The sequence below is a fragment of the Microbacterium sp. NPDC097977 genome (assembly GCF_040302605.1).
In the GTDB taxonomy this organism is placed as follows: Bacteria; Actinomycetota; Actinomycetes; order Actinomycetales; family Microbacteriaceae; genus Microbacterium.
This window is the reverse complement of record NZ_JBEOUR010000025.1, coordinates 1-18,270: the sequence shown is the minus strand read 5'-3', so window position 1 is coordinate 18,270 and position 18,270 is coordinate 1. Positions and strand designations below refer to the sequence as shown.

Sequence of the window (18,270 nt, the reverse complement as noted above, 5' to 3'; positions counted from 1 at the left end):
GGATCAGGAGCGGGCGGCCACGGGCACGCGAACCCGCTCGACGATCTGACGCAGCGCCGCCTCGACCGGCTGGGCACCGGCACGCTGCGCTCCGCGGGCCGGGAGCAGACGGTGTGCGAACACCGGGAGCAGGAGTGCGGTGACGTCATCGGGGATCACGAAGTCACGGCCGTCGAGGGCCGCCCACACCTTCGCGGCCCTGATCAGCTGCAGTGTCGCTCGCGGGCTCGCCCCCAGATGCAGGTTCGGGTCGGATCGTGTCGCCTGAGCGAGAGCCACCGTGTACTCCTCGAGCGCCGGCGCGACATGCACCGACCGCGCCCACGCGATCAGACCCGAGATCGACGCGGCGTCGGCGACGGGGGTGATCGACGCGAGGGGGTTCACGACGTCGCGCTGACGCAGCATCAGGGCCTCGGCCGCGGCATCCGGATACCCCATCGAGATGCGCATCATGAAACGATCCCGCTGAGCCTCGGGGAGGGCGTACGTGCCCTCCATCTCGAGGGGGTTCTGGGTCGCCACCACGAGGAACGGGTCGGGCAGCATGTGGGTCGACCCGTCGACCGTCACCTGTCCCTCCTCCATCGCCTCGAGCAGTGCGGACTGGGTCTTGGGGGAGGAGCGGTTGATCTCGTCGGCGATCACGATGTGCGCGAACACCGCGCCGCGCTTGAACTCGAACTCCCGATCGACGGGGTTGTAGACGCTGACCCCGGTCACATCTCCCGGCAGCAGGTCGGGGGTGAACTGGATGCGGCGGACGGTCGCATCGACGCTCGCGGCCAGAGCACGCGCCAGCATGGTCTTGCCGACGCCGGGGACGTCTTCGATCAGCAGATGGCCCTGGGCGAGCAGGCAGACGAGGGCGCTGCGCACGGCATCGGGCTTGCCGTCGATCACCCGTCCGACCGAACCGAGGATGGCAGTCGTCTGCGCGGCGAACTGCTCGGCGTCGGCGACGGCCGGGGTCAGGGGCGGATTCTCTGGCATGCGTTCCCTCTCGCGTGGGCGCTGCGGTGCGCGTGAACCGATCGTAACCCGGCTCCCTTCGGATGGGGTGACAACGGTCGCCGCATCCGAAGGGCGCGACGTCGATGATCGGCCGGTCTGTCGTAGAGGGGGTCCGCGCATCGGCTAGACTCGTCCACGGCTCTCCGCGTGGCGGCATCCAGGCCAATTCCCCCAGGGCGGAAACGCAGCAAGGGTAACCGGGCTCTGCTGGGTGCGCGGAGGGCCGCTTTCTTTTTGTCAGCGTCCTCCGGGGCAGTCCTGCCAGGATCGTGACGTGACAGGGCCAGACGTGATCAGAACCGCCGACTCTCCGCGCTCCCGCGCACTCGGTCGTTTCGCATCGCCCGTTCTGCTGGTCGCAGCCATGTGGCTCATCCAAGCCGCCGATGCCGTGCTCCCCGGATCCTTCACCGGCTTCGGCCTTCGTTCGTGGGATCTCACCGGCCTCGGCGGCATCGTCGTCGGTCCTCTCCTGCACGCGGACTGGGCACACCTGATCGGCAACACCGTGCCGCTGCTGGTGCTCGGCTGTCTCGTCGCCGTCGAGGGCGCACGGCGATTCTGGGCGGTGACCGCGTTCGCCGCGGTGATCGGCGGCCTCGGCACCTGGATCCTGAACGCGCCGGGGGCGCTCACCGTCGGCGCCTCCGGTCTCGTCTTCGGGTATTTCGGCTACACGATCATGCGGGTGTTCGCGCCCGGTCGGGTCTCGCACCGGGTGCTGTACGCGGTGATCGCGATCATCGTGATCGGACTGTACGGAGGATCGATGCTCGCCGGCGTCGTCGGCGTGCGCGAGGGCATCTCCTGGCAGGCGCACCTGTTCGGTGCCGTCGGCGGCGGGCTCGCCGCTCTCGTCGGTCGGCGGCCGGTGCCGAGGGCGCGCGCGGGCGGAGTCCGGGGCGGATGAGCGGCACCGGGGGAGGGCGCCGTTCGACGGCGCGTCGGCGCACAGGATCTCGGGTCGGGACAGGATCACGGGCCGGCGGAGGATCTCGGGCCGGCGCGGCGAAGCGCCGTGGGCCGTCTGCGCGGGCCCGCTCGCGCCGCAGGCGGATGTCGCCGCGCCGTCGTGCGCAGCGCAGGATCAGGCGGATGCGGCTGCTGCGGCGCATCGCGTGGTCGTCGGCCGCCGTCCTCGCGGTGGCGCTCGCCGCGGTGCTGATCCCTCTGGGCCTCGCCCACGAGAAGCCGACCGCGATCTGCGTGGACGATCCGCGCACGTTCCCCGCCGCGGGGATCGAGGGGTGGCAGGGCGAGCAGCTCGAGAACGCCGCGACGATCATGCAGACGGCCACCGCGCTCGGGTTCGGCCGCGACGGGCAGATCCTCGGGGTGATGACGGCCATGGGCGAGAGCAGCCTGCACAACATCGACTACGGCGATTGGGAGACGCGGGGATTCACGAACCCCGACGGCAGCCGCACGACCAGCATCGGACTGTTCCAGCAGCAGGAGTGGTGGGGACCCCCCGAAGCGCGGATGGACCCGGCGACCGCCGCGACGCTGTTCTACGAGCGGCTGGCGCGGGTCGCGGACTGGCCCTCGATGCCCCGCTCGCACGCCATCCACCGGGTCCAGATCAACACCGACCGCGACTACTACTCCCGGTACGAGTCCGATGCGGTGTCCGTGGTCGACGCCCTCTCCGGCCACTGCTGAGAGGCGCCGCAGACCCAGCCCCGCCATAGCAGCGTGCGCCTAAGGTGGGACTGTGGCGCAGAGCATCTACATCACCTCGGCCGAAGGTCATACCGGCAAGTCCACCATCGCCCTCGGCGTGCTCGATGCGCTCATGCGCGTCACGCCGCGGGTCGGGGTCTTCCGCCCGATCGCACGTTCCGTGACCGAACGCGACGACGTGCTCGAGCTCCTGCTCGCCCACGACGGCGTGCAGCTCGACTACGAGGACTGCATCGGCGTCACCTACGACGACGTCCGCGACGACCCGGATCGTGCGCTCTCGAGCATCGTCGCCCGCTTCAAGGCGGTCGAGGCCCAGTGCGATGCCGTCGTGATCATCGGCAGCGACTACACCGACGTGGCCAGCCCCGCCGAGCTCGGATACAACGCCAGGATCGCCGCGAACCTCGCAGCCCCCGTCCTGCTCGTGCTGAGCGGCCGTGACCAGCGGCGTCAGGCCGAGCAGCTCGGGACCACCACCGCCCGCACGCCGGCCGCGGTGGGCCAGATCGCCGCGCTCGCGCTCTCCGAGCTCGACGTCGAGCGGGCCGAGCTCTTCGCCGTCGCCGTGAACCGGGCCGATCCCGACGCCCTCGAGGCGATCGAAGACGCCGTCGCCGCGGTGCGGCCGGAGAAGACCACCCCCGTGTGGGCGATCCCCGAGGACCGCGCCCTCGTTGCGCCGTCGATCGACGGCATCCTGACGGCCGTCGACGGCCGTCTCATCAAGGGAGACCCCGACCGGCTCGCTCGCGAGGCGCTGACGATCGTCGTCGCCGGGATGTCGATGGTCAACGTGCTCCCGCGGCTGACCGAGGAGTCGGTCGTCGTGATCCCGGCCGACCGCACCGAGGTGCTGCTGGCGACGTTGCTCGCCGACGCCTCGGGGACGTTCCCGCGGGTCGCCGGCATCATCCTGAACGGACCGTTCCCCCTGCCGGAGCCGATCGTGCAGCTGCTCGACGGCTTCACCTCGACCGTGCCGATCATCGCGACCGATCTGGGTACCTACGACACCGCGGTGCGGGTGATGGGAGCACGGGGGCGCATCTCACCGGAGTCGCGCGGCCGCTACGACCGTGCGCTCGGGCTCTTCCAGACCCACGTCGACATCACCGAGCTCACCACGCAGCTCGGCCTCGCCGAGTCGCGGGTCGTGACGCCGTTGATGTTCGAATACGGCCTCATCGAACGGGCGAGGGCCGACAGGCGGCGAATCGTGCTGCCCGAGGGCGACGACGACCGGATCCTCCGCGCCGCGGCGACCCTGCTGGCACGCGAGGTGGCCGATCTCACCATCCTCGGCGAGGAGTCGGCCGTGCGCGCGCGTGCGACCGAGCTCGGAGTCGACATCTCCGGTGCGCAGGTGATCAGCCCCACGGATCCTGAGATGGTGGAGAGGTTCGCGACCGAGTACGCCAGGCTCCGTGCGCACAAGGGGATCACTCTCGCGCAGGCCGCCGACACTGTTACGGACGTGTCGTACTTCGGCACGATGATGGTGCACCTCGGCCTCGCCGACGGCATGGTCTCGGGTGCGGCCCACACCACCGCGCACACGATCCGCCCGTCGTTCGAGATCATCAAGACGAAGCCGGGCGTCACCGTCGTCTCCAGCGTCTTCCTCATGGCGCTCGCCGACCGGGTGCTCGTCTACGGCGACTGCGCCGTCATCCCCGATCCGACCAGCGAGCAGCTCGCCGACATCGCGATCTCGTCGGCGGCCACCGCGCAGCAGTTCGGGATCGAGCCGCGCATCGCGATGCTGTCGTACTCGACGGGCGAGTCGGGGTCGGGCGCCGACGTCGACAAGGTGCGCGCCGCGACGGCACTCGTGCACGAGAGGGCGCCCGAACTGCTCGTCGAGGGTCCTATCCAGTACGACGCGGCGGCCGACGCCGCGGTCGCGAAGGCGAAGCTGCCCGACTCCGCCGTCGCCGGCCGCGCCACCGTCTTCGTGTTCCCCGACCTCAACACGGGCAACAACACCTACAAGGCCGTGCAGCGCTCCGCCGGCGCCGTGGCCATCGGGCCGGTGCTGCAGGGACTCAACAAGCCCATCAACGACCTCTCCCGTGGGGCGCTGGTCGACGACATCGTCAACACCGTGGCGATCACGGCGATCCAGGCGCAGGCCGAAGGAGTGACGGCATGAGCGCCATCCTCGTGATCAACAGCGGCTCCTCGTCGTTGAAGTACAGCCTCATCGACATCGAGGACGAGACCGAGCTCGCCGCCGGTCTGATCGAGCGGATCGGTCAGGATGCCAGTGCGATCCGGCACACCGTGCGGCCCGCCGCCGGTGCGGGGGCCGCGACCACGATGCTCGACGCGACGTACGACTCCGAGCAGCAGCTCGCCGATCACGATGCCGCCTTCGCGGTGATGTTGGAGCAGTTCGCCGCGCACGGTCCGCTCCTCGACGAGTATCCGCCGGTCGCCGTCGGGCACCGCGTCGTGCACGGCGGCGCGCGGTTCTACGCGCCGACGCTCGTCACCCCGAACGTCGAGGAGCAGATCGAGGAGCTCGCGGTTCTCGCTCCGCTGCACAACCCGGCGAACCTGGCCGGGATCGTCGCGGCGAAGGCGGTCTTCTCCGACGTGCCGCACGTCGCGGTCTTCGACACCGCGTTCCACCAGACGCTCCCGCCCGCCGCGTACACCTACGCGATCGACGCCGAGCTCGCCGCCGCGCATCGGGTGCGACGCTACGGATTCCACGGGACCAGCCACCAGTTCGTGAGCGAATCGGCCGCCGCGTTCCTCGGCCGCGATCTCGGCACGCTCCGCCAGCTCGTCTTCCACCTCGGGAACGGCGCCTCGGTCACGGCCGTCGACGGCGGGCGGTCGGTCGAGACCTCGATGGGCCTGACCCCGCTGGAGGGCCTCGTCATGGGCACGCGCTCAGGCGACCTCGACCCTGCCGCCCTCGTGCACCTCTCGCGTCGCGCCGGGTATTCGATCGACGATCTCGATGCGCTGCTCAACAAGCGCAGCGGTCTGCAGGGGCTCGCCGGACGCAGCGACATGCGCGACATCCTCGCCGGTCGCGAGAGCGGCGACCAGGCGGCGACGCTCGCGTTCGACGTCTACATCCACCGCCTGCGCGCCTACGCCGGGGCCTACATCGCCCAGCTCGGCGGCGTCGATGTCATCTCGTTCACCGCGGGCGTCGGCGAGAACGCTGCGGCGGTCCGCGCCGAGGCGATGGCGACCCTCGGATTCGCGGGCGTCGTCATCGACGCCGGACGCAATGCCGCGCGTGAACGCGGCATCCGTCGGATCTCCGCCGACACCTCCTCGGTGGCGGTGCTGGTCGTCCCGACGAACGAGGAGCTGGAGATCGCCAGACAGACCTCTCGCCTGCTCTGACCCATCCGATCCCGGGGGTGTGCGGCGGTGCCGTGCCGCACTACGCTTGCACAGTGGCACGGAGAGGTGCCGGTACCCCTCACCCGTTCCCCACGGAGGCTCCTGTGCCCGAAGCCCTGCCCGATCTGCTCCGCGCCGACGGCGTCCTGTTCGACCTCGACGGCGTGCTGACCCCCACCGCCGAGGTGCACATGCGCGCCTGGAAGGCGGTGTTCGACGAGGTGTTCGAGCGCCTGTCGCTGACCCCCGAGTACTCGGATGCCGACTACTTCGACTACGTCGACGGCAAGAAGCGCTACGACGGGGTGGCGAGCCTGATGCGCAGCCGCAACGTCGAGATCCCCTGGGGCGCCGTCGACGATCCGCCCGAGGCCGAGACCATCTGCGGCATCGGCAATCGCAAGAACGCGGCCTTCGCCGCCTCCTTGCGCGCCGAGGGCATCGCTCCGTTCCCCGGCTCGCTCGCGGTCGTCGAGAAGCTCGCCGCCGCCGGCGTGCCGCTGGGCGTCGTCTCGAGCTCGAAGAACGCCGAGGAGGTGTTGGCCGCCGCCGGCATCCGCTCGTTCTTCCGCATCGTCGTCGACGGAGTCGTGGCCGAACGCGATGACCTCGCCTCCAAGCCCGCCGCCGACATGTTCCGCGCCGGCGCGATCGCCCTGGGCGTCGACCCGGCGCGCAGCATCGCCATCGAGGATGCGACCTCGGGCGCGGCGTCCGCCGCCGCCGCCGGATTCGCCGACGTCGTGGGCGTGGATCGCGGCGCGGGGGCCGATGCCCTGCGTGCCGCAGGAGCCACCGTCGTGGTCGAGGACCTCGACGCGTTCCTCGCCGACGCCACGCACGAACCCGCACAGACCACCGCACACCAGGCCGCCCCTTCCGGCACCGAGGAGACCGCATGATCGCCCGCGACCGCTTCCCCGTCGACCCCTGGCGGCTCATCGAGACGCGCTACTCCGAGGACGGCGTGGGGGAGACCCTCTTCGGCGTCGGGAACGGCTACCTCGGTCTGCGCGGCAATCACATCGAGGGACGCGGAGCACACGAGCACGGCACCTTCATCAACGGGCTCCACGAGACCTGGCCGATCCGCCACGCCGAGCAGGCCTACGGGTTCGCGGAGGTCGGGCAGACGATCGTCAACGCACCGGATGCCAAGGTCATGCGCGTCTACGTCGACGATGAGCCGATCTCGTTCGACGAGGCGGACGTGCGCGAGTACCGGCGCACGCTCGACATGCGCACCGGCGTGCTCGAGCGCGTCGTGGTCTGGGAGACGCCCTCGGGGAAGCGCGTGCGGATGCGCGACGAGCGCATCGTCAGCTTCGAAGAGCGTCACCTGGCGGTGCTGCGCCTCGAGGTCGTCGTCGAGAACGCCGACGCCCCGGTCACCGTCAGCTGCCAGATGATCAACCGTCAGGACGGGGCCGGCGTCTACGCGGGCACCCCGAACGAGGCGAAGAGCGGGTTCGACCCGCGCAAGTCCGAGAAGATCGCCGAGCGCGTGCTCGAGCCGGCGGAGTACTGGCAGGACGGCCTGCGCTCGGCGCTGTCGTACTCGGTCTCGGCGTCGGGGATGACCGTCGCGGTCGTCGCCGACCACATCATCGAGACCGAGAACGACTACACCTCGCGCACCCTCATCGAGGCGGACATCTCGAAGAACGTGTTCCGCGTGCAGGCCAAGGCGGGCGTGCCCATCACGGTCACCAAGCTCGTGAGCTACCACACGTCCCGCGGTGTCCCCCCGCGCGAGCTCGTCGACCGCTGCCGTCGCTCGCTCGACCGGGTCGCGTTCGAGGGCGTGCAGGCGCAGTTCGACCGCCAGGCCGAATGGCTGGCGGCCTTCTGGGAGCGGAGCGACGTGCAGATCGGCGGGCACGACGACATCCAGCAGGCGACCCGGTGGTGCCTGCTGCAGCTCGCCCAGGCCTCCGCGCGCGCCGACGGCACCGGCGTGCCGGCCAAGGGCGTCTCGGGATCGGGCTACAGCGGCCACTACTTCTGGGACACCGAGATCTACGTCCTGCCGTTCCTCACCTACACGTCGCCGCAGTGGGCCAGGAACGCCCTGCGCGCCAGGGCGCTCATGCTCCCCGCGGCACGCCGCAGGGCCTCGCAGCTGAACGAGGCCGGCGCACTGTTCCCGTGGCGCACCATCAACGGCGAGGAGGCATCGGCCTACTACGCCGCGGGCACCGCGCAGTACCACATCAACGCCGACGTCAGCTTCGCGCTGGGCAAGTACGTCCGTGCGACCGGCGACGAGGACTTCCTGCGCCGTGAGGGCATCGACATCGCGATCGAGACGGCGCGACTGTGGGCGACGCTCGGCTTCTGGCGCACGTCGCGCCTCGTCGCCGACCCGAGCGACGACGGCGTCGAGACCTTCCACATCCACGGGGTCACGGGTCCCGACGAGTACACGACCGTCGTGAACGACAACCTGTACACGAACGTCATGGCCCGCTACAACCTGCGCTATGCGGCGCGGGTCGTGCGCGAAGCGCGCGAGGCGAACGGCGAGGAGTTCGCCAGGGTCGTCGAGCGCACGGGCCTCGCCGAGGGCGAGGCGGAGGGATGGGAGCGCGCCGCCGACGCGATGTTCATCCCGTTCAGCGAGACGCTCGGCATCCACCCGCAGGATTCCCTCTTCCTCGAGCGCGAGGTCTGGGATCTCGCGCACACGCCGCCCGAGCAGCGGCCCCTGCTGCTGCACTTCCACCCGCTGGTCATCTACCGGTTCCAGGTGCTCAAGCAGGCGGATGTCGTGCTGGCGCTCTTCCTGCAGGGCAACCACTTCACGCCCGAGGAGAAGAAGGCGGACTTCGACTACTACGACCCGCTGACCACGGGCGACTCGACGCTGTCGGCGGTCGTGCAGTCGATCCTCGCTGCGGAGGTCGGCTACCAGGATCTCGCCCTGCAGTACTTCCGGCAGTCGCTCTTCGTCGATCTGCACGACCTGCACCACAACGCGGCGGACGGCGTGCACGTGGCCTCCGCCGGAGGCGTGTGGACGGCGCTCGTGTGCGGCTTCGGCGGTATGCGCGACTACGCGGGCGAACTCAGCTTCGATCCGCGCCTTCCCGCCGACTGGCCGTCGCTGTCGTATCCGCTGCAGTGGCAGGGGTCGACGCTCCAGATCACTCTGACCACCGACGAGCTGCGCGTGCACGTGGGCTCCGGGGGTCCGGTCTCGTTCACCGTTCGTGAGGTCGCCTACACCGCCACCTCCGACGAGGACGTCGTCGTGCCGCTGGCCGACCAGGGTCCGCGCATCGAGGGACGCCCGTCGCTGCGTCAGTTCGCGGATGCGCTTCGCGACGACGGCACCCTGATCTCGGCATCCGTGCCGGTGATCACGACCGTCATCCCGGTGATCGAGCCGATCGACTGACCTCGCCGATCGGGGGGTCGCGGTGACGTCTGTCGCGCCGCGGCCCCGATCGGCGGGCGGGCCTGCCTGAACGTCCGTGGCACGCCGTAGGCTGGTGTGGTGACCACAGCCCTCTACCGCCGATACCGCCCCGAGTCGTTCGGCGAGATGATCGGGCAGTCCCAGGTGACCGAACCGCTGATGACCGCCCTGCGAGGCGACAGGGTCGGCCACGCCTATCTGTTCTCCGGACCGCGCGGATGCGGCAAGACGACCTCCGCCCGCATCCTCGCCCGGTGCCTGAACTGCGCCGAGGGCCCCACCGATGTCCCCTGCGGCACGTGCCCGAGCTGCGTCGAGCTGTCGCGTGCGGGTGGCGGATCGCTCGACGTGGTCGAGATCGACGCGGCCAGCCACAACGGTGTCGACGACGCCCGTGATCTGCGCGAGCGGGCGACCTTCGCCCCCAGCCGCGACCGCTACAAGATCTTCATCCTCGACGAGGCGCACATGGTGACGCCGCAGGGATTCAACGCGCTGCTGAAGCTCGTCGAAGAGCCGCCGGAGCACGTCAAGTTCATCTTCGCGACCACGGAGCCAGAGAAGGTGCTCGGCACGATCCGCTCGCGCACGCACCACTACCCCTTCCGGCTGGTGCCGCCGGCGGCGATGCTCGAGTACGTCGAGAAGCTCTGCACCGAAGAGGGCGTCGTCGCCGAGCGCGGCGTGCTGCCGCTGGTGGTCCGCGCCGGCGGCGGGTCCCCGCGAGACACCCTCTCGCTGCTCGACCAGCTGATCGCCGGCTCCGATTCCCCGGCCGGTTCAGAGACCGTCACCGTGGCGTACGAGCGGGCCGTGGCGCTGCTCGGGTACACCCATGCGGCATTGCTCGACGAGATCGTCGACGCTCTGGCCGCCGCCGACGCCGCTGCCGCCTTCCCGGCGATCGACCGCGTCGTGCAGACGGGTCAGGACCCGCGTCGGTTCGTCGATGATCTGCTCGAACGACTCCGCGACCTCATCGTGATCGCGGCGGTCGGGGCCGGCGCCTCCTCGGTGCTGCGCGGACTCGCCGAAGACGAACTCACACGCATGCGTGCGCAGGCCGAGTCCTTCGGCTCCGCACGACTGTCGCGCACGGCCGACGTCGTCAGCGCTGCCCTCGACGACATGTCCGGCGCGACATCGCCCCGACTCCACCTCGAGCTGATGGTCGCGCGCGTGCTCGCCGCGGCGACAGCTGTCGCCGCACCGGCGACGTCGGCGACCGCCGGAGCTGCGAGCGCGCCCGCACGGCAGACGCCGTCTGTGTCCGAGCAGGCGAAGTCGTCTGTGTCCGAGCAGGCGAAGTCGTCTGTGTCCGAGCAGGCGAAGTCGTCTGTGACCGATCAGGGAGGGTCGGCCGTGGCCGAGGCCACTCCTCCGTCGGATGCCGGCGATGGCACGGCAGGCGCCGCCACGCCCGAGTCCGAGTCGCCCGAGTCCGTGTCGCCCGCGGCCGACACGACCGCGGCTCCGGCGCCGGCCTCTGCCGCATCCGCGCCCGCCGAGCCCGCCGCCGCACCGGCCGGTCCGGTGAGCTTCGAGGCCCTCACCGCGGCCTGGCCCGCGATCCTCAAGCGGCTCGAAGACGTCAGCCGCACCTCGTGGCTCCTGGCCACCGCCGTGCAGCCCCTGGCCTTCGTGGCCGAGACCGAGGTGCTCACGCTCGGCTTCGCCAGTCAGCACGATGTCGCCAAGTTCAAGGGGACGACACCGGGATCCGGGCCCTCCGACCACCTGCGGAGCGCGATCGAACAGCAGCTCGGGGTGCGCGTCAAGTACCTGCCCGCGCCGATGCCGGCCGGTGGTGCACCCCGTCAGCCCGCGACTCCCGCCGCCGGCCGCCCGAGCGCCGACGCCCCCGCATCGGAGCCTGCGTCAGCGCGCCCACCGCGCACTCAGACACCGGCCGCCTCGACGGGCCCCGTGACGGAGTGGGCGGTGGCCGCTATTCCGGCATCCGTCGATGCTGCTCCGGCCGCGCCCGCAGCGCGGACGTCGACGGCAGTGGCCACTCCGGTCGCGCCCGCAGAGCAGATCGAGCCCGTCGCCCCGGTCGACCCCGCCATCCCGGCCTCCCCGGCCTCCCCGGTGGCAGGCAGCGCGGCGCCGTCGCTCGACGGACCGGCCCCGAGCGACGAACCGCTCTATCCTGTCGACGAGGAGCCGCCGTACTTCGATGACGAGCCGCCGTACGATCCGTCGTACGAGCCCGCACCGAGCGGCCCCACCCCGGCGCGGGCGCAGAACTCCGCGCCGGCGTCTCCGCGGTCGGCGACCGCATCCGACGCTCCCGTGCAGGTCACGGGATCGCCGGTGCGCACGGTCGCGGCGGCCGCACCAGCCCCGGTCATCACCGAGCGTGCCCCCGGCGGGGGAGTCCAGCGCTACGGTGAGGCCGTGATCCGCCAGGTGCTCGGCGCGACATTCGTGCGCGAAGAGCCCTACGAGCCCCCGACGAGGTTCTCCTGATGTATGACGGAATCGTTCAGGAACTGATCGACGAGTTCGGCCGGCTCCCCGGAATCGGACCCAAGTCGGCGCAGCGCATCGCCTTCCACATCCTGCAGACGCCGACCTTCGACGTCGCTCGGCTCTCCGAGCTGCTGGTCGAGATCCGCGTGCGCGTCCGGTTCTGCGAGATCTGCGGCAACGTCGCGGAGCAGGAGCGCTGCACGATCTGCCGCGATCCTCGTCGCAACCCAGCGCTGATCTGCGTCGTCGAAGACGCGAAGGACGTCGCCGCCATCGAGCGCACACGCGAATTCCGAGGTCTGTACCACGTGCTCGGCGGCGCGATCAGTCCGATCGCCGGCATCGGGCCCGATGATCTGCGCATCGCGCAGCTCATGACGCGTCTCGCCGACGGCACGGTGCAGGAGGTCATCCTCGCCACGAACCCCAACCTCGAAGGCGAGGCGACGGCCAGCTACCTGAGCCGCCTGCTCACCACGATGGAGATCACCGTGTCGCGCCTCGCCTCCGGACTCCCGGTCGGCGGCGACCTCGAGTACGCCGACGAGGTCACCCTCGGCCGTGCGTTCGAGGGACGGCGCGTGCTGTGACCCCGCAGGGCGGGTTCACCCGCCGCGGGTGGCTGCTCTTCGCAGCGATGGCCCTGCTGTGGGGTGTGCCCTACCTCTTCATCAGCATCGCGGTCGAGTCGCTCTCGCCGCCGGCGATCGTCGCGGGGCGCACACTCATCGCCGCGCTGATCCTGCTCCCGTTCGCCCTGCGCGGGGGCGCATTGCGCACGGCGCTCAGGCACTGGCCCTGGGTCCTCCTGTTCGGCGCCGTCGAGATGGCCGGGCCGTTCGTGCTGCTCGGCCACGCCGAGATGACCCTGCCCTCGGGGATGACCGGCCTGCTCGTGGCGACCGTGCCGCTGTTCGCCGCGCTCATCGCCCTCGGCGGGGGAGATCGCGGTGTGCTGCGCCCCACCCGCGCGATCGGCCTCCTCGTGGGTTTCGTCGGGGTGGCGATCGTCGTCGCAGGACCAGGGCTCTTCGGCGGCCAGGTCAGCCTGCTCGCCGCCGGCGAGGTGCTCCTCGTGGCGGTCCTCTACGCCATCGCTCCGTTCATCATCGCGCGCAAGCTCAGCGACGTCCCCTCCCTCGGCACCATCACGCTCTCCCTGCTCATGATCGGCGTGATCTACCTGCCGATCGGAATCCTCACCCAGCATCGGATGCCGACGCTGCCCTCGCTCGCGGCGCTCCTCGCGCTGGCCGTCATCTGCACGGCGGTCGCCTTCCTGGCCTTCTTCGCGCTCATCCGCGAGGTGGGACCCGTGCGGGCGCCGCTGTTCACCTACGTCAATCCGGTGGTGGCGATCCTTCTGGGAGCGCTCGTGCTGGCCGAGCCGCTGACGCCGGGTCTGCTGATGGGCTTCCCCCTGATCATCGCCGGATGCTGGCTCGCGGCCACCGGCGGTCGCCTGCGTGCATCGAAAGCGGTGCCGCCGGCATCCGTCGCTCCCGATCTCACCCCCGCTCCGCTCCCGCCCGCTCCCTGATCCGTCCGGCTCCCGGTTCGGCCGCGCCCGTCACATGCGCGGCGGGGCATGTGCGCCGATCGTAGAATGGGCGTGGGCGGATCCGCCCGACATCCCCGGGAGTGAACGTGGCCCTCATCGTGCAGAAGTACGGCGGCTCATCCGTCGCCGACGCAGAGAGCATCAAGCGCGTCGCCAAGCGCATCGTCGACACGCGTCGCGCAGGGCATGACGTCGTCGTCGCGGTGAGCGCGATGGGCGACACCACGGACGAGCTTCTCGACCTCGCGAACGAGGTGGCCCCGATTCCCGCGCCTCGCGAACTCGACATGCTGCTCTCCAGCGGCGAGCGGATCTCGATGGCGCTGCTGGCCATGGCGATCCATTCGATGGGCTTCGAGGCGCGCTCCTTCACGGGCAGCCAGGCGGGCATGATCACCGACTCGCAGCACGGAGCGGCCCGCATCGTCGATGTCACTCCGGTGCGACTGCGCGAGGCGCTCGACGAGGGCGCGATCGTCATCGTCGCGGGCTTCCAGGGATTCAACCGCGACACGCGAGACATCACCACGCTCGGACGCGGCGGCTCCGACACGACCGCAGTCGCGCTCGCCGCGGCGCTCTCCGCCGACGTCTGCGAGATCTACAGCGACGTCGACGGCATCTTCACGGCCGACCCGCGGGTCATCCCGAAGGCACAGAAGCTCGACCACATCGGCAGCGAGGAGATGCTCGAGCTCGCGGCCAACGGCGCCAAGGTGCTCTACATCCGCGCCGTCGAGTACGCACGCCGTCACGGCGTCCTGATCCACGCCCGGTCGACGTTCTCGTCGTCCGAGGGCACATACGTTCTGGGCGAGGGTATGAAGAACCCTCGCGAAGCCGAGGGAGCAGCACCCATGGAAGAACCGATCGTCGCCGGCGTCGCCACCGATTTCGGCCAGGCCAAGATCACCGTCTCGGGTGTTCCCGACGTTCCGGGCAAGGCGGCGGAGATCTTCAAGATCGTGGCCAAGTCGGGTGCCAACGTCGACATGATCGTGCAGAACGTGTCTGCCACCGGACGCACGGACATCTCCTTCACGGTGCCGAAGGCGGATTCGGCGGGGGCGCTCAAGGCACTCGCCGGAGAGCAGACCGAGGTCGGATTCCAGAACCTCGTGCACGACGACCAGATCGGCAAGCTGTCGGTCGTCGGTGCGGGCATGCGCACGCACTCCGGCGTCTCGGCTGTCCTGTTCGAGGCGCTGTCCGCGGGCGGCATCAACATCGAGATGATCTCGACCTCCGAGATCCGCATCTCGGTCGTGCTGCGCGACACCGACCTCGCCGAGGCGGCGCGCACCGTGCACACCGCGTACGGTCTCGACGGCGACGCCGAGGCGACCGTCCACGCCGGCACCGGCCGCTGACCCCCGCCGGCCGGCCGGTCCTCGGCTCGCGGGCGGCACGGTAGACTCACCGAAACCCTGACATCGGCGCCAGGCGCGGCATCCGCATCCCGACGTCGCGCCCGAAGCCTCGACTGCTGCACTGCACGACGCCAAGGAACATCATGACCCGCATCTCCGACTCAGGACTCTCCGTCGCCATCGTGGGCGCCACCGGCCAGGTGGGCACCGTGATGCGCGAGATTCTCGCCGAGCGGTCCTTCCCGATCCGCGAGCTGCGTCTGTTCTCCTCGTCGCGCTCCGCGGGCACCGCCATCGAGTTCGGCGGCGCGACGGTCATCGTCGAAGACGTCGAGACGGCCGATGCCGGCGGCATCGACATCGCCCTCTTCTCGGCGGGTGCGACCGCCAGCCGCGCGTACGCCCCGCGGTTCGCCGAGGCCGGAGCCGTCGTCGTCGACAACTCCAGCGCGTGGCGCAACGACCCCGAGGTGCCGCTGGTGGTCAGCGAGGTCAACCCGCACGCGATCGACGAGCGCCCGCGCGGCATCATCGCCAACCCGAACTGCACGACCATGGCGGCGATGCCCGTGCTCAAGGCGCTGCACGCCGAGGCCGGTCTCGAGCGGCTCATCGTCTCGACGTACCAGGCTGTCTCCGGTTCCGGTCTCGCCGGCGCCCAGGAGCTGCTCGGTCAGGTCGAGGGAGTCCTCGCCCAGGGCGACACGCTGCGCCTCGTGCACGACGGGTCGTCGATCGACTTCCCGGAGCCCGAGAAGTACGTCGCCCCGATCGCCTTCGACGTGATCCCCTTCGCGGGCAACCTCGTCGACGACGGGCAGAACGAGACGGATGAGGAGAAGAAGCTCCGCAACGAGAGCCGCAAGATCCTCGAGCTCCCGGACCTCCGCGTCGCGGGTACCTGCGTGCGCGTCCCCGTCTTCACCGGCCACTCGCTGTCGATCAACGTCGAGTTCGCGCGTGACATCACGCCGCAGCGCGCCGCCGAGGTGCTCTCCGCCGCTCCCGGAGTCGTCCTCGACGAGGTGCCGACGCCGCTGCAGGCCGCGGGCAAGGACCCGAGCTTCGTCGGACGCATCCGTGCCGACCAGTCCGCTCCCGAGAACAAGGGGCTCGTGCTGTTCATCAGCAACGACAACCTGCGCAAGGGTGCGGCGCTCAACGCCGTGCAGATCGCCGAGATCCTCGCCGAGCGCCTGGCGGTCATAGCCTGACGGCATCTCCGCCATACGGATCCGGTCTCACCGGACCGGTCCGTATGGTCTGCCGTGCCCCGACCGCGAACTAGACTGTCGTGGTGACCGAAACCGTCGATGTCGTCTTGATCGGTGGTGGCATCATGAGCGCCACCCTGGGTACCCTCCTGCATGAGCTGCAGCCGGATTGGAAGATCGTCGCGTTCGAGCGACTCTCCGACGTGGCGCAGGAGTCGTCGAACCCGTGGAACAACGCTGGAACGGGGCACGCGGCCCTGTGCGAGCTGAACTACATGCCGCAGCAGAAGGGCGCGCCGCTCGACCCGGCGAAGGCCGTCTCGATCAACGAGCAGTTCCAGCAGAGCCGCCAGTTCTGGTCGTCGCTCGTCGACCGGGGAGTCCTCGACGCCCCGTCGACGTTCATCAACGCCACGCCGCACATGACGTTCGTGCGCGGCGAGAAGGACGTCAAGTATCTCAAGGACCGCTACGAGGTCCTCAAGAAGCAGCCGCTGTTCGACGGCATCGAATACAGCGAGGACTCCCGCGTCATCAACAAGTGGGCGCCGCTGCTCATGCAGAAACGTCGCAAGGGCGAGCCCTTCGCCGCGACGCGCGTGCCCGCCGGCACCGATGTCGACTTCGGCGCGCTGACGCATCAGCTCTTCGACCACCTCACGGATTCCGGCGTCGCGCTGCGCACCAATCACGAGGTCAAGAGCCTGAAGAAGCAGAAGGACGGCACCTGGCTCGTCAACTACCGCACGACCATCGGACGCACGCCGAATCAGATCAAGGCGCGGTTCGTGTTCGTGGGTGCCGGTGGCTGGGCGCTCAAGCTCCTGCAGCGCTCGGGCATCCCCGAGATCAAGGGGTACGGCGTCTTCCCGATCGGCGGTCAGTTCCTCAAGACCTCGAACCCGAAGATCGTCGCCCAGCACAAGGCGAAGGTGTACTCGCAGGCATCCGTCGGCGCGCCGCCCATGTCGGTGCCGCACCTGGACACCCGCGTGGTCGACGGCGAAGCGTCGCTGATGTTCGGACCGTTCGCCACCTTCAGCCCCAAGTTCCTGAAAAACGGCTCGATGCTCGACATCGTGTCGCAGGTGCGCCCGCACAACCTCATCCCGATGCTGCAGGTCGCGGTCAAGAATCCGGATCTGATCACCTACCTCGTCGGCGAGCTGCTGAAGAACCACTCCAAGAAGGTCGACAGCCTCCGCACGTTCATGCCGACGGCCGAAGACGAGGACTGGACGCTCATCGACGCCGGGCAGCGTGCGCAGGTCATGAAGAAGGATCCCAAGAAGGGCGGGATCCTGCAGTTCGGCACCGAGGTCGTCGCGGCGGCCGACGGGTCGATCGCGGGACTTCTCGGTGCCTCTCCCGGTGCATCCACCGCTGTGCCGATCATGCTCGATCTGCTCAAGAGGTGCTTCCCCGAGGAGTACCCCGGATGGGAATCCGAGCTGCGCGCACTCATCCCCACCTTCGGCGAGCAGCTGAACAAGAATGCCGCGCTGGCCGAGAAGTCCCTCGCCACCACGGCATCGACGCTCGGCATCAACGAGTAGCGCGCCGGTGGCGAAGCTCTACTTCCGCTACGGGGCGATGAATTCGGGCAAGTCCACCTCGCTGCTCCAGGCCGCCTACAACTACGAGGAGCGCGGACAGCACGTGCTGCTCGCGAAGCCCGCGGTCGACACCAAGGGTGCGTCCGAGATCGCGAGCCGTCTCGGCGTGACTCGCGAGGTCGACTATCTGATCGCCCCGGACGCTGACGTCCGCGCGCTCTTCGACGCCCACCGCGAGCGGGTGCGGGGGGAGTCGGGCGCCGACGTCGCGTGTCTGCTCATCGATGAGGCGCAGTTCCTCACGGGCGAGCAGGTCGACGATCTGTTCCGCATCGCGATCGAGGACCGCATCCCGGTCATCGCCTACGGCATCCGCAACGACTTCCTCACCCACGCGTTCCCCGGGTCCGCGCGGCTGCTCGCCGTCGCGCACTCCCTGGAGGAGCTGAAGACGATCTGCCGCTGCGGCCGCAAGGCCGTGTTCAACGGGCGCGTCATCGGCGGACGCTTCGTCTTCGACGGCGACCAGGTCGCGATCGACGAGGGGGCAGACGGATCCACCGCTCCCGAAGTGACCACCTACGAGTCGCTCTGCGGGGCCTGC

Annotated in this window: 14 protein-coding genes and 1 other RNA gene; 14 read left to right on the top strand and 1 reads right to left on the bottom strand. The window is 69.9% G+C overall.

Going from position 1 to position 18,270, the window contains the following annotated elements; all coding sequences use genetic code 11:
* Positions 1 to 3: 3 nt before the first annotated feature.
* Positions 4 to 993, bottom strand: coding sequence for an AAA family ATPase (locus ABTZ43_RS07865; RefSeq protein ID WP_045254260.1), 990 nt, complete (start codon positions 991 to 993; stop codon positions 4 to 6).
* A gap of 155 nt (positions 994 to 1,148) precedes the next feature.
* Here ABTZ43_RS07865 and ffs point away from each other — a divergent pair.
* The 14 genes from ffs to ABTZ43_RS07795 all read left to right on the top strand — a co-directional run.
* Positions 1,149 to 1,245: signal recognition particle sRNA small type (gene ffs, locus ABTZ43_RS07860), an RNA gene on the top strand.
* 43 nt (positions 1,246 to 1,288) lie between these two features.
* Positions 1,289 to 1,924 carry a rhomboid family intramembrane serine protease gene (locus ABTZ43_RS07855; RefSeq protein ID WP_262492063.1) on the top strand — a complete coding sequence of 212 codons (636 nt, stop codon included), beginning with the start codon at positions 1,289 to 1,291 and terminating at the stop codon, positions 1,922 to 1,924.
* A 185-nt stretch (positions 1,925 to 2,109) separates the two neighbouring features.
* Positions 2,110 to 2,676, top strand: coding sequence for a hypothetical protein (locus ABTZ43_RS07850; RefSeq protein ID WP_350538419.1), 567 nt, complete (start codon positions 2,110 to 2,112; stop codon positions 2,674 to 2,676).
* Positions 2,677 to 2,728: 52 nt separating this feature from the next.
* A complete protein-coding gene (pta, locus tag ABTZ43_RS07845) occupies positions 2,729 to 4,852 on the top strand; it encodes a phosphate acetyltransferase (RefSeq protein ID WP_350538418.1) in 2,124 nt (707 codons plus the stop codon).
* Complete coding sequence (locus ABTZ43_RS07840) at positions 4,849 to 6,069, top strand: acetate/propionate family kinase (RefSeq protein ID WP_350538417.1); 1,221 nt, start codon at positions 4,849 to 4,851, stop codon at positions 6,067 to 6,069. The genes pta and ABTZ43_RS07840 overlap by 4 nt, the downstream gene beginning before the upstream one ends.
* A 104-nt stretch (positions 6,070 to 6,173) precedes the next feature.
* Entirely contained in the window at positions 6,174 to 6,971 is a 798-nt protein-coding gene (locus tag ABTZ43_RS07835; protein ID WP_350538416.1) for an HAD-IA family hydrolase, read from the top strand.
* Complete coding sequence (locus ABTZ43_RS07830; RefSeq protein WP_056420194.1) at positions 6,968 to 9,469, top strand: glycoside hydrolase family 65 protein; 2,502 nt, start codon at positions 6,968 to 6,970, stop codon at positions 9,467 to 9,469. Before ABTZ43_RS07835 ends, ABTZ43_RS07830 begins: the two co-directional genes overlap by 4 nt.
* A gap of 99 nt (positions 9,470 to 9,568) precedes the next feature.
* Entirely contained in the window at positions 9,569 to 11,962 is a 2,394-nt protein-coding gene (locus ABTZ43_RS07825; RefSeq protein WP_350538415.1) for a DNA polymerase III subunit gamma and tau, read from the top strand.
* Positions 11,962 to 12,555, top strand: a complete 594-nt coding sequence (recR, locus tag ABTZ43_RS07820; protein WP_056420201.1) for a recombination mediator RecR — start codon at positions 11,962 to 11,964, stop codon at positions 12,553 to 12,555. The genes ABTZ43_RS07825 and recR overlap by 1 nt, the downstream gene beginning before the upstream one ends.
* Positions 12,552 to 13,505: a DMT family transporter gene (locus ABTZ43_RS07815; RefSeq protein ID WP_350538414.1), complete on the top strand. Its 954-nt coding sequence runs from the start codon at positions 12,552 to 12,554 to the stop codon at positions 13,503 to 13,505. Before recR ends, ABTZ43_RS07815 begins: the two co-directional genes overlap by 4 nt.
* A gap of 107 nt (positions 13,506 to 13,612) precedes the next feature.
* Entirely contained in the window at positions 13,613 to 14,896 is a 1,284-nt protein-coding gene (locus ABTZ43_RS07810) for an aspartate kinase (RefSeq protein WP_350538413.1), read from the top strand.
* A gap of 143 nt (positions 14,897 to 15,039) precedes the next feature.
* Positions 15,040 to 16,110 (top strand): aspartate-semialdehyde dehydrogenase, encoded by a 1,071-nt coding sequence (locus ABTZ43_RS07805; protein WP_350538412.1) that lies wholly within the window; start codon positions 15,040 to 15,042, stop codon positions 16,108 to 16,110.
* An 83-nt stretch (positions 16,111 to 16,193) separates the two neighbouring features.
* Complete coding sequence (locus ABTZ43_RS07800) at positions 16,194 to 17,666, top strand: malate:quinone oxidoreductase (RefSeq protein ID WP_350538410.1); 1,473 nt, start codon at positions 16,194 to 16,196, stop codon at positions 17,664 to 17,666.
* A gap of 7 nt (positions 17,667 to 17,673) precedes the next feature.
* Positions 17,674 to 18,270 (top strand): thymidine kinase (locus ABTZ43_RS07795; protein WP_350538409.1); only part of this gene is annotated, 597 nt, incomplete at its 3' end.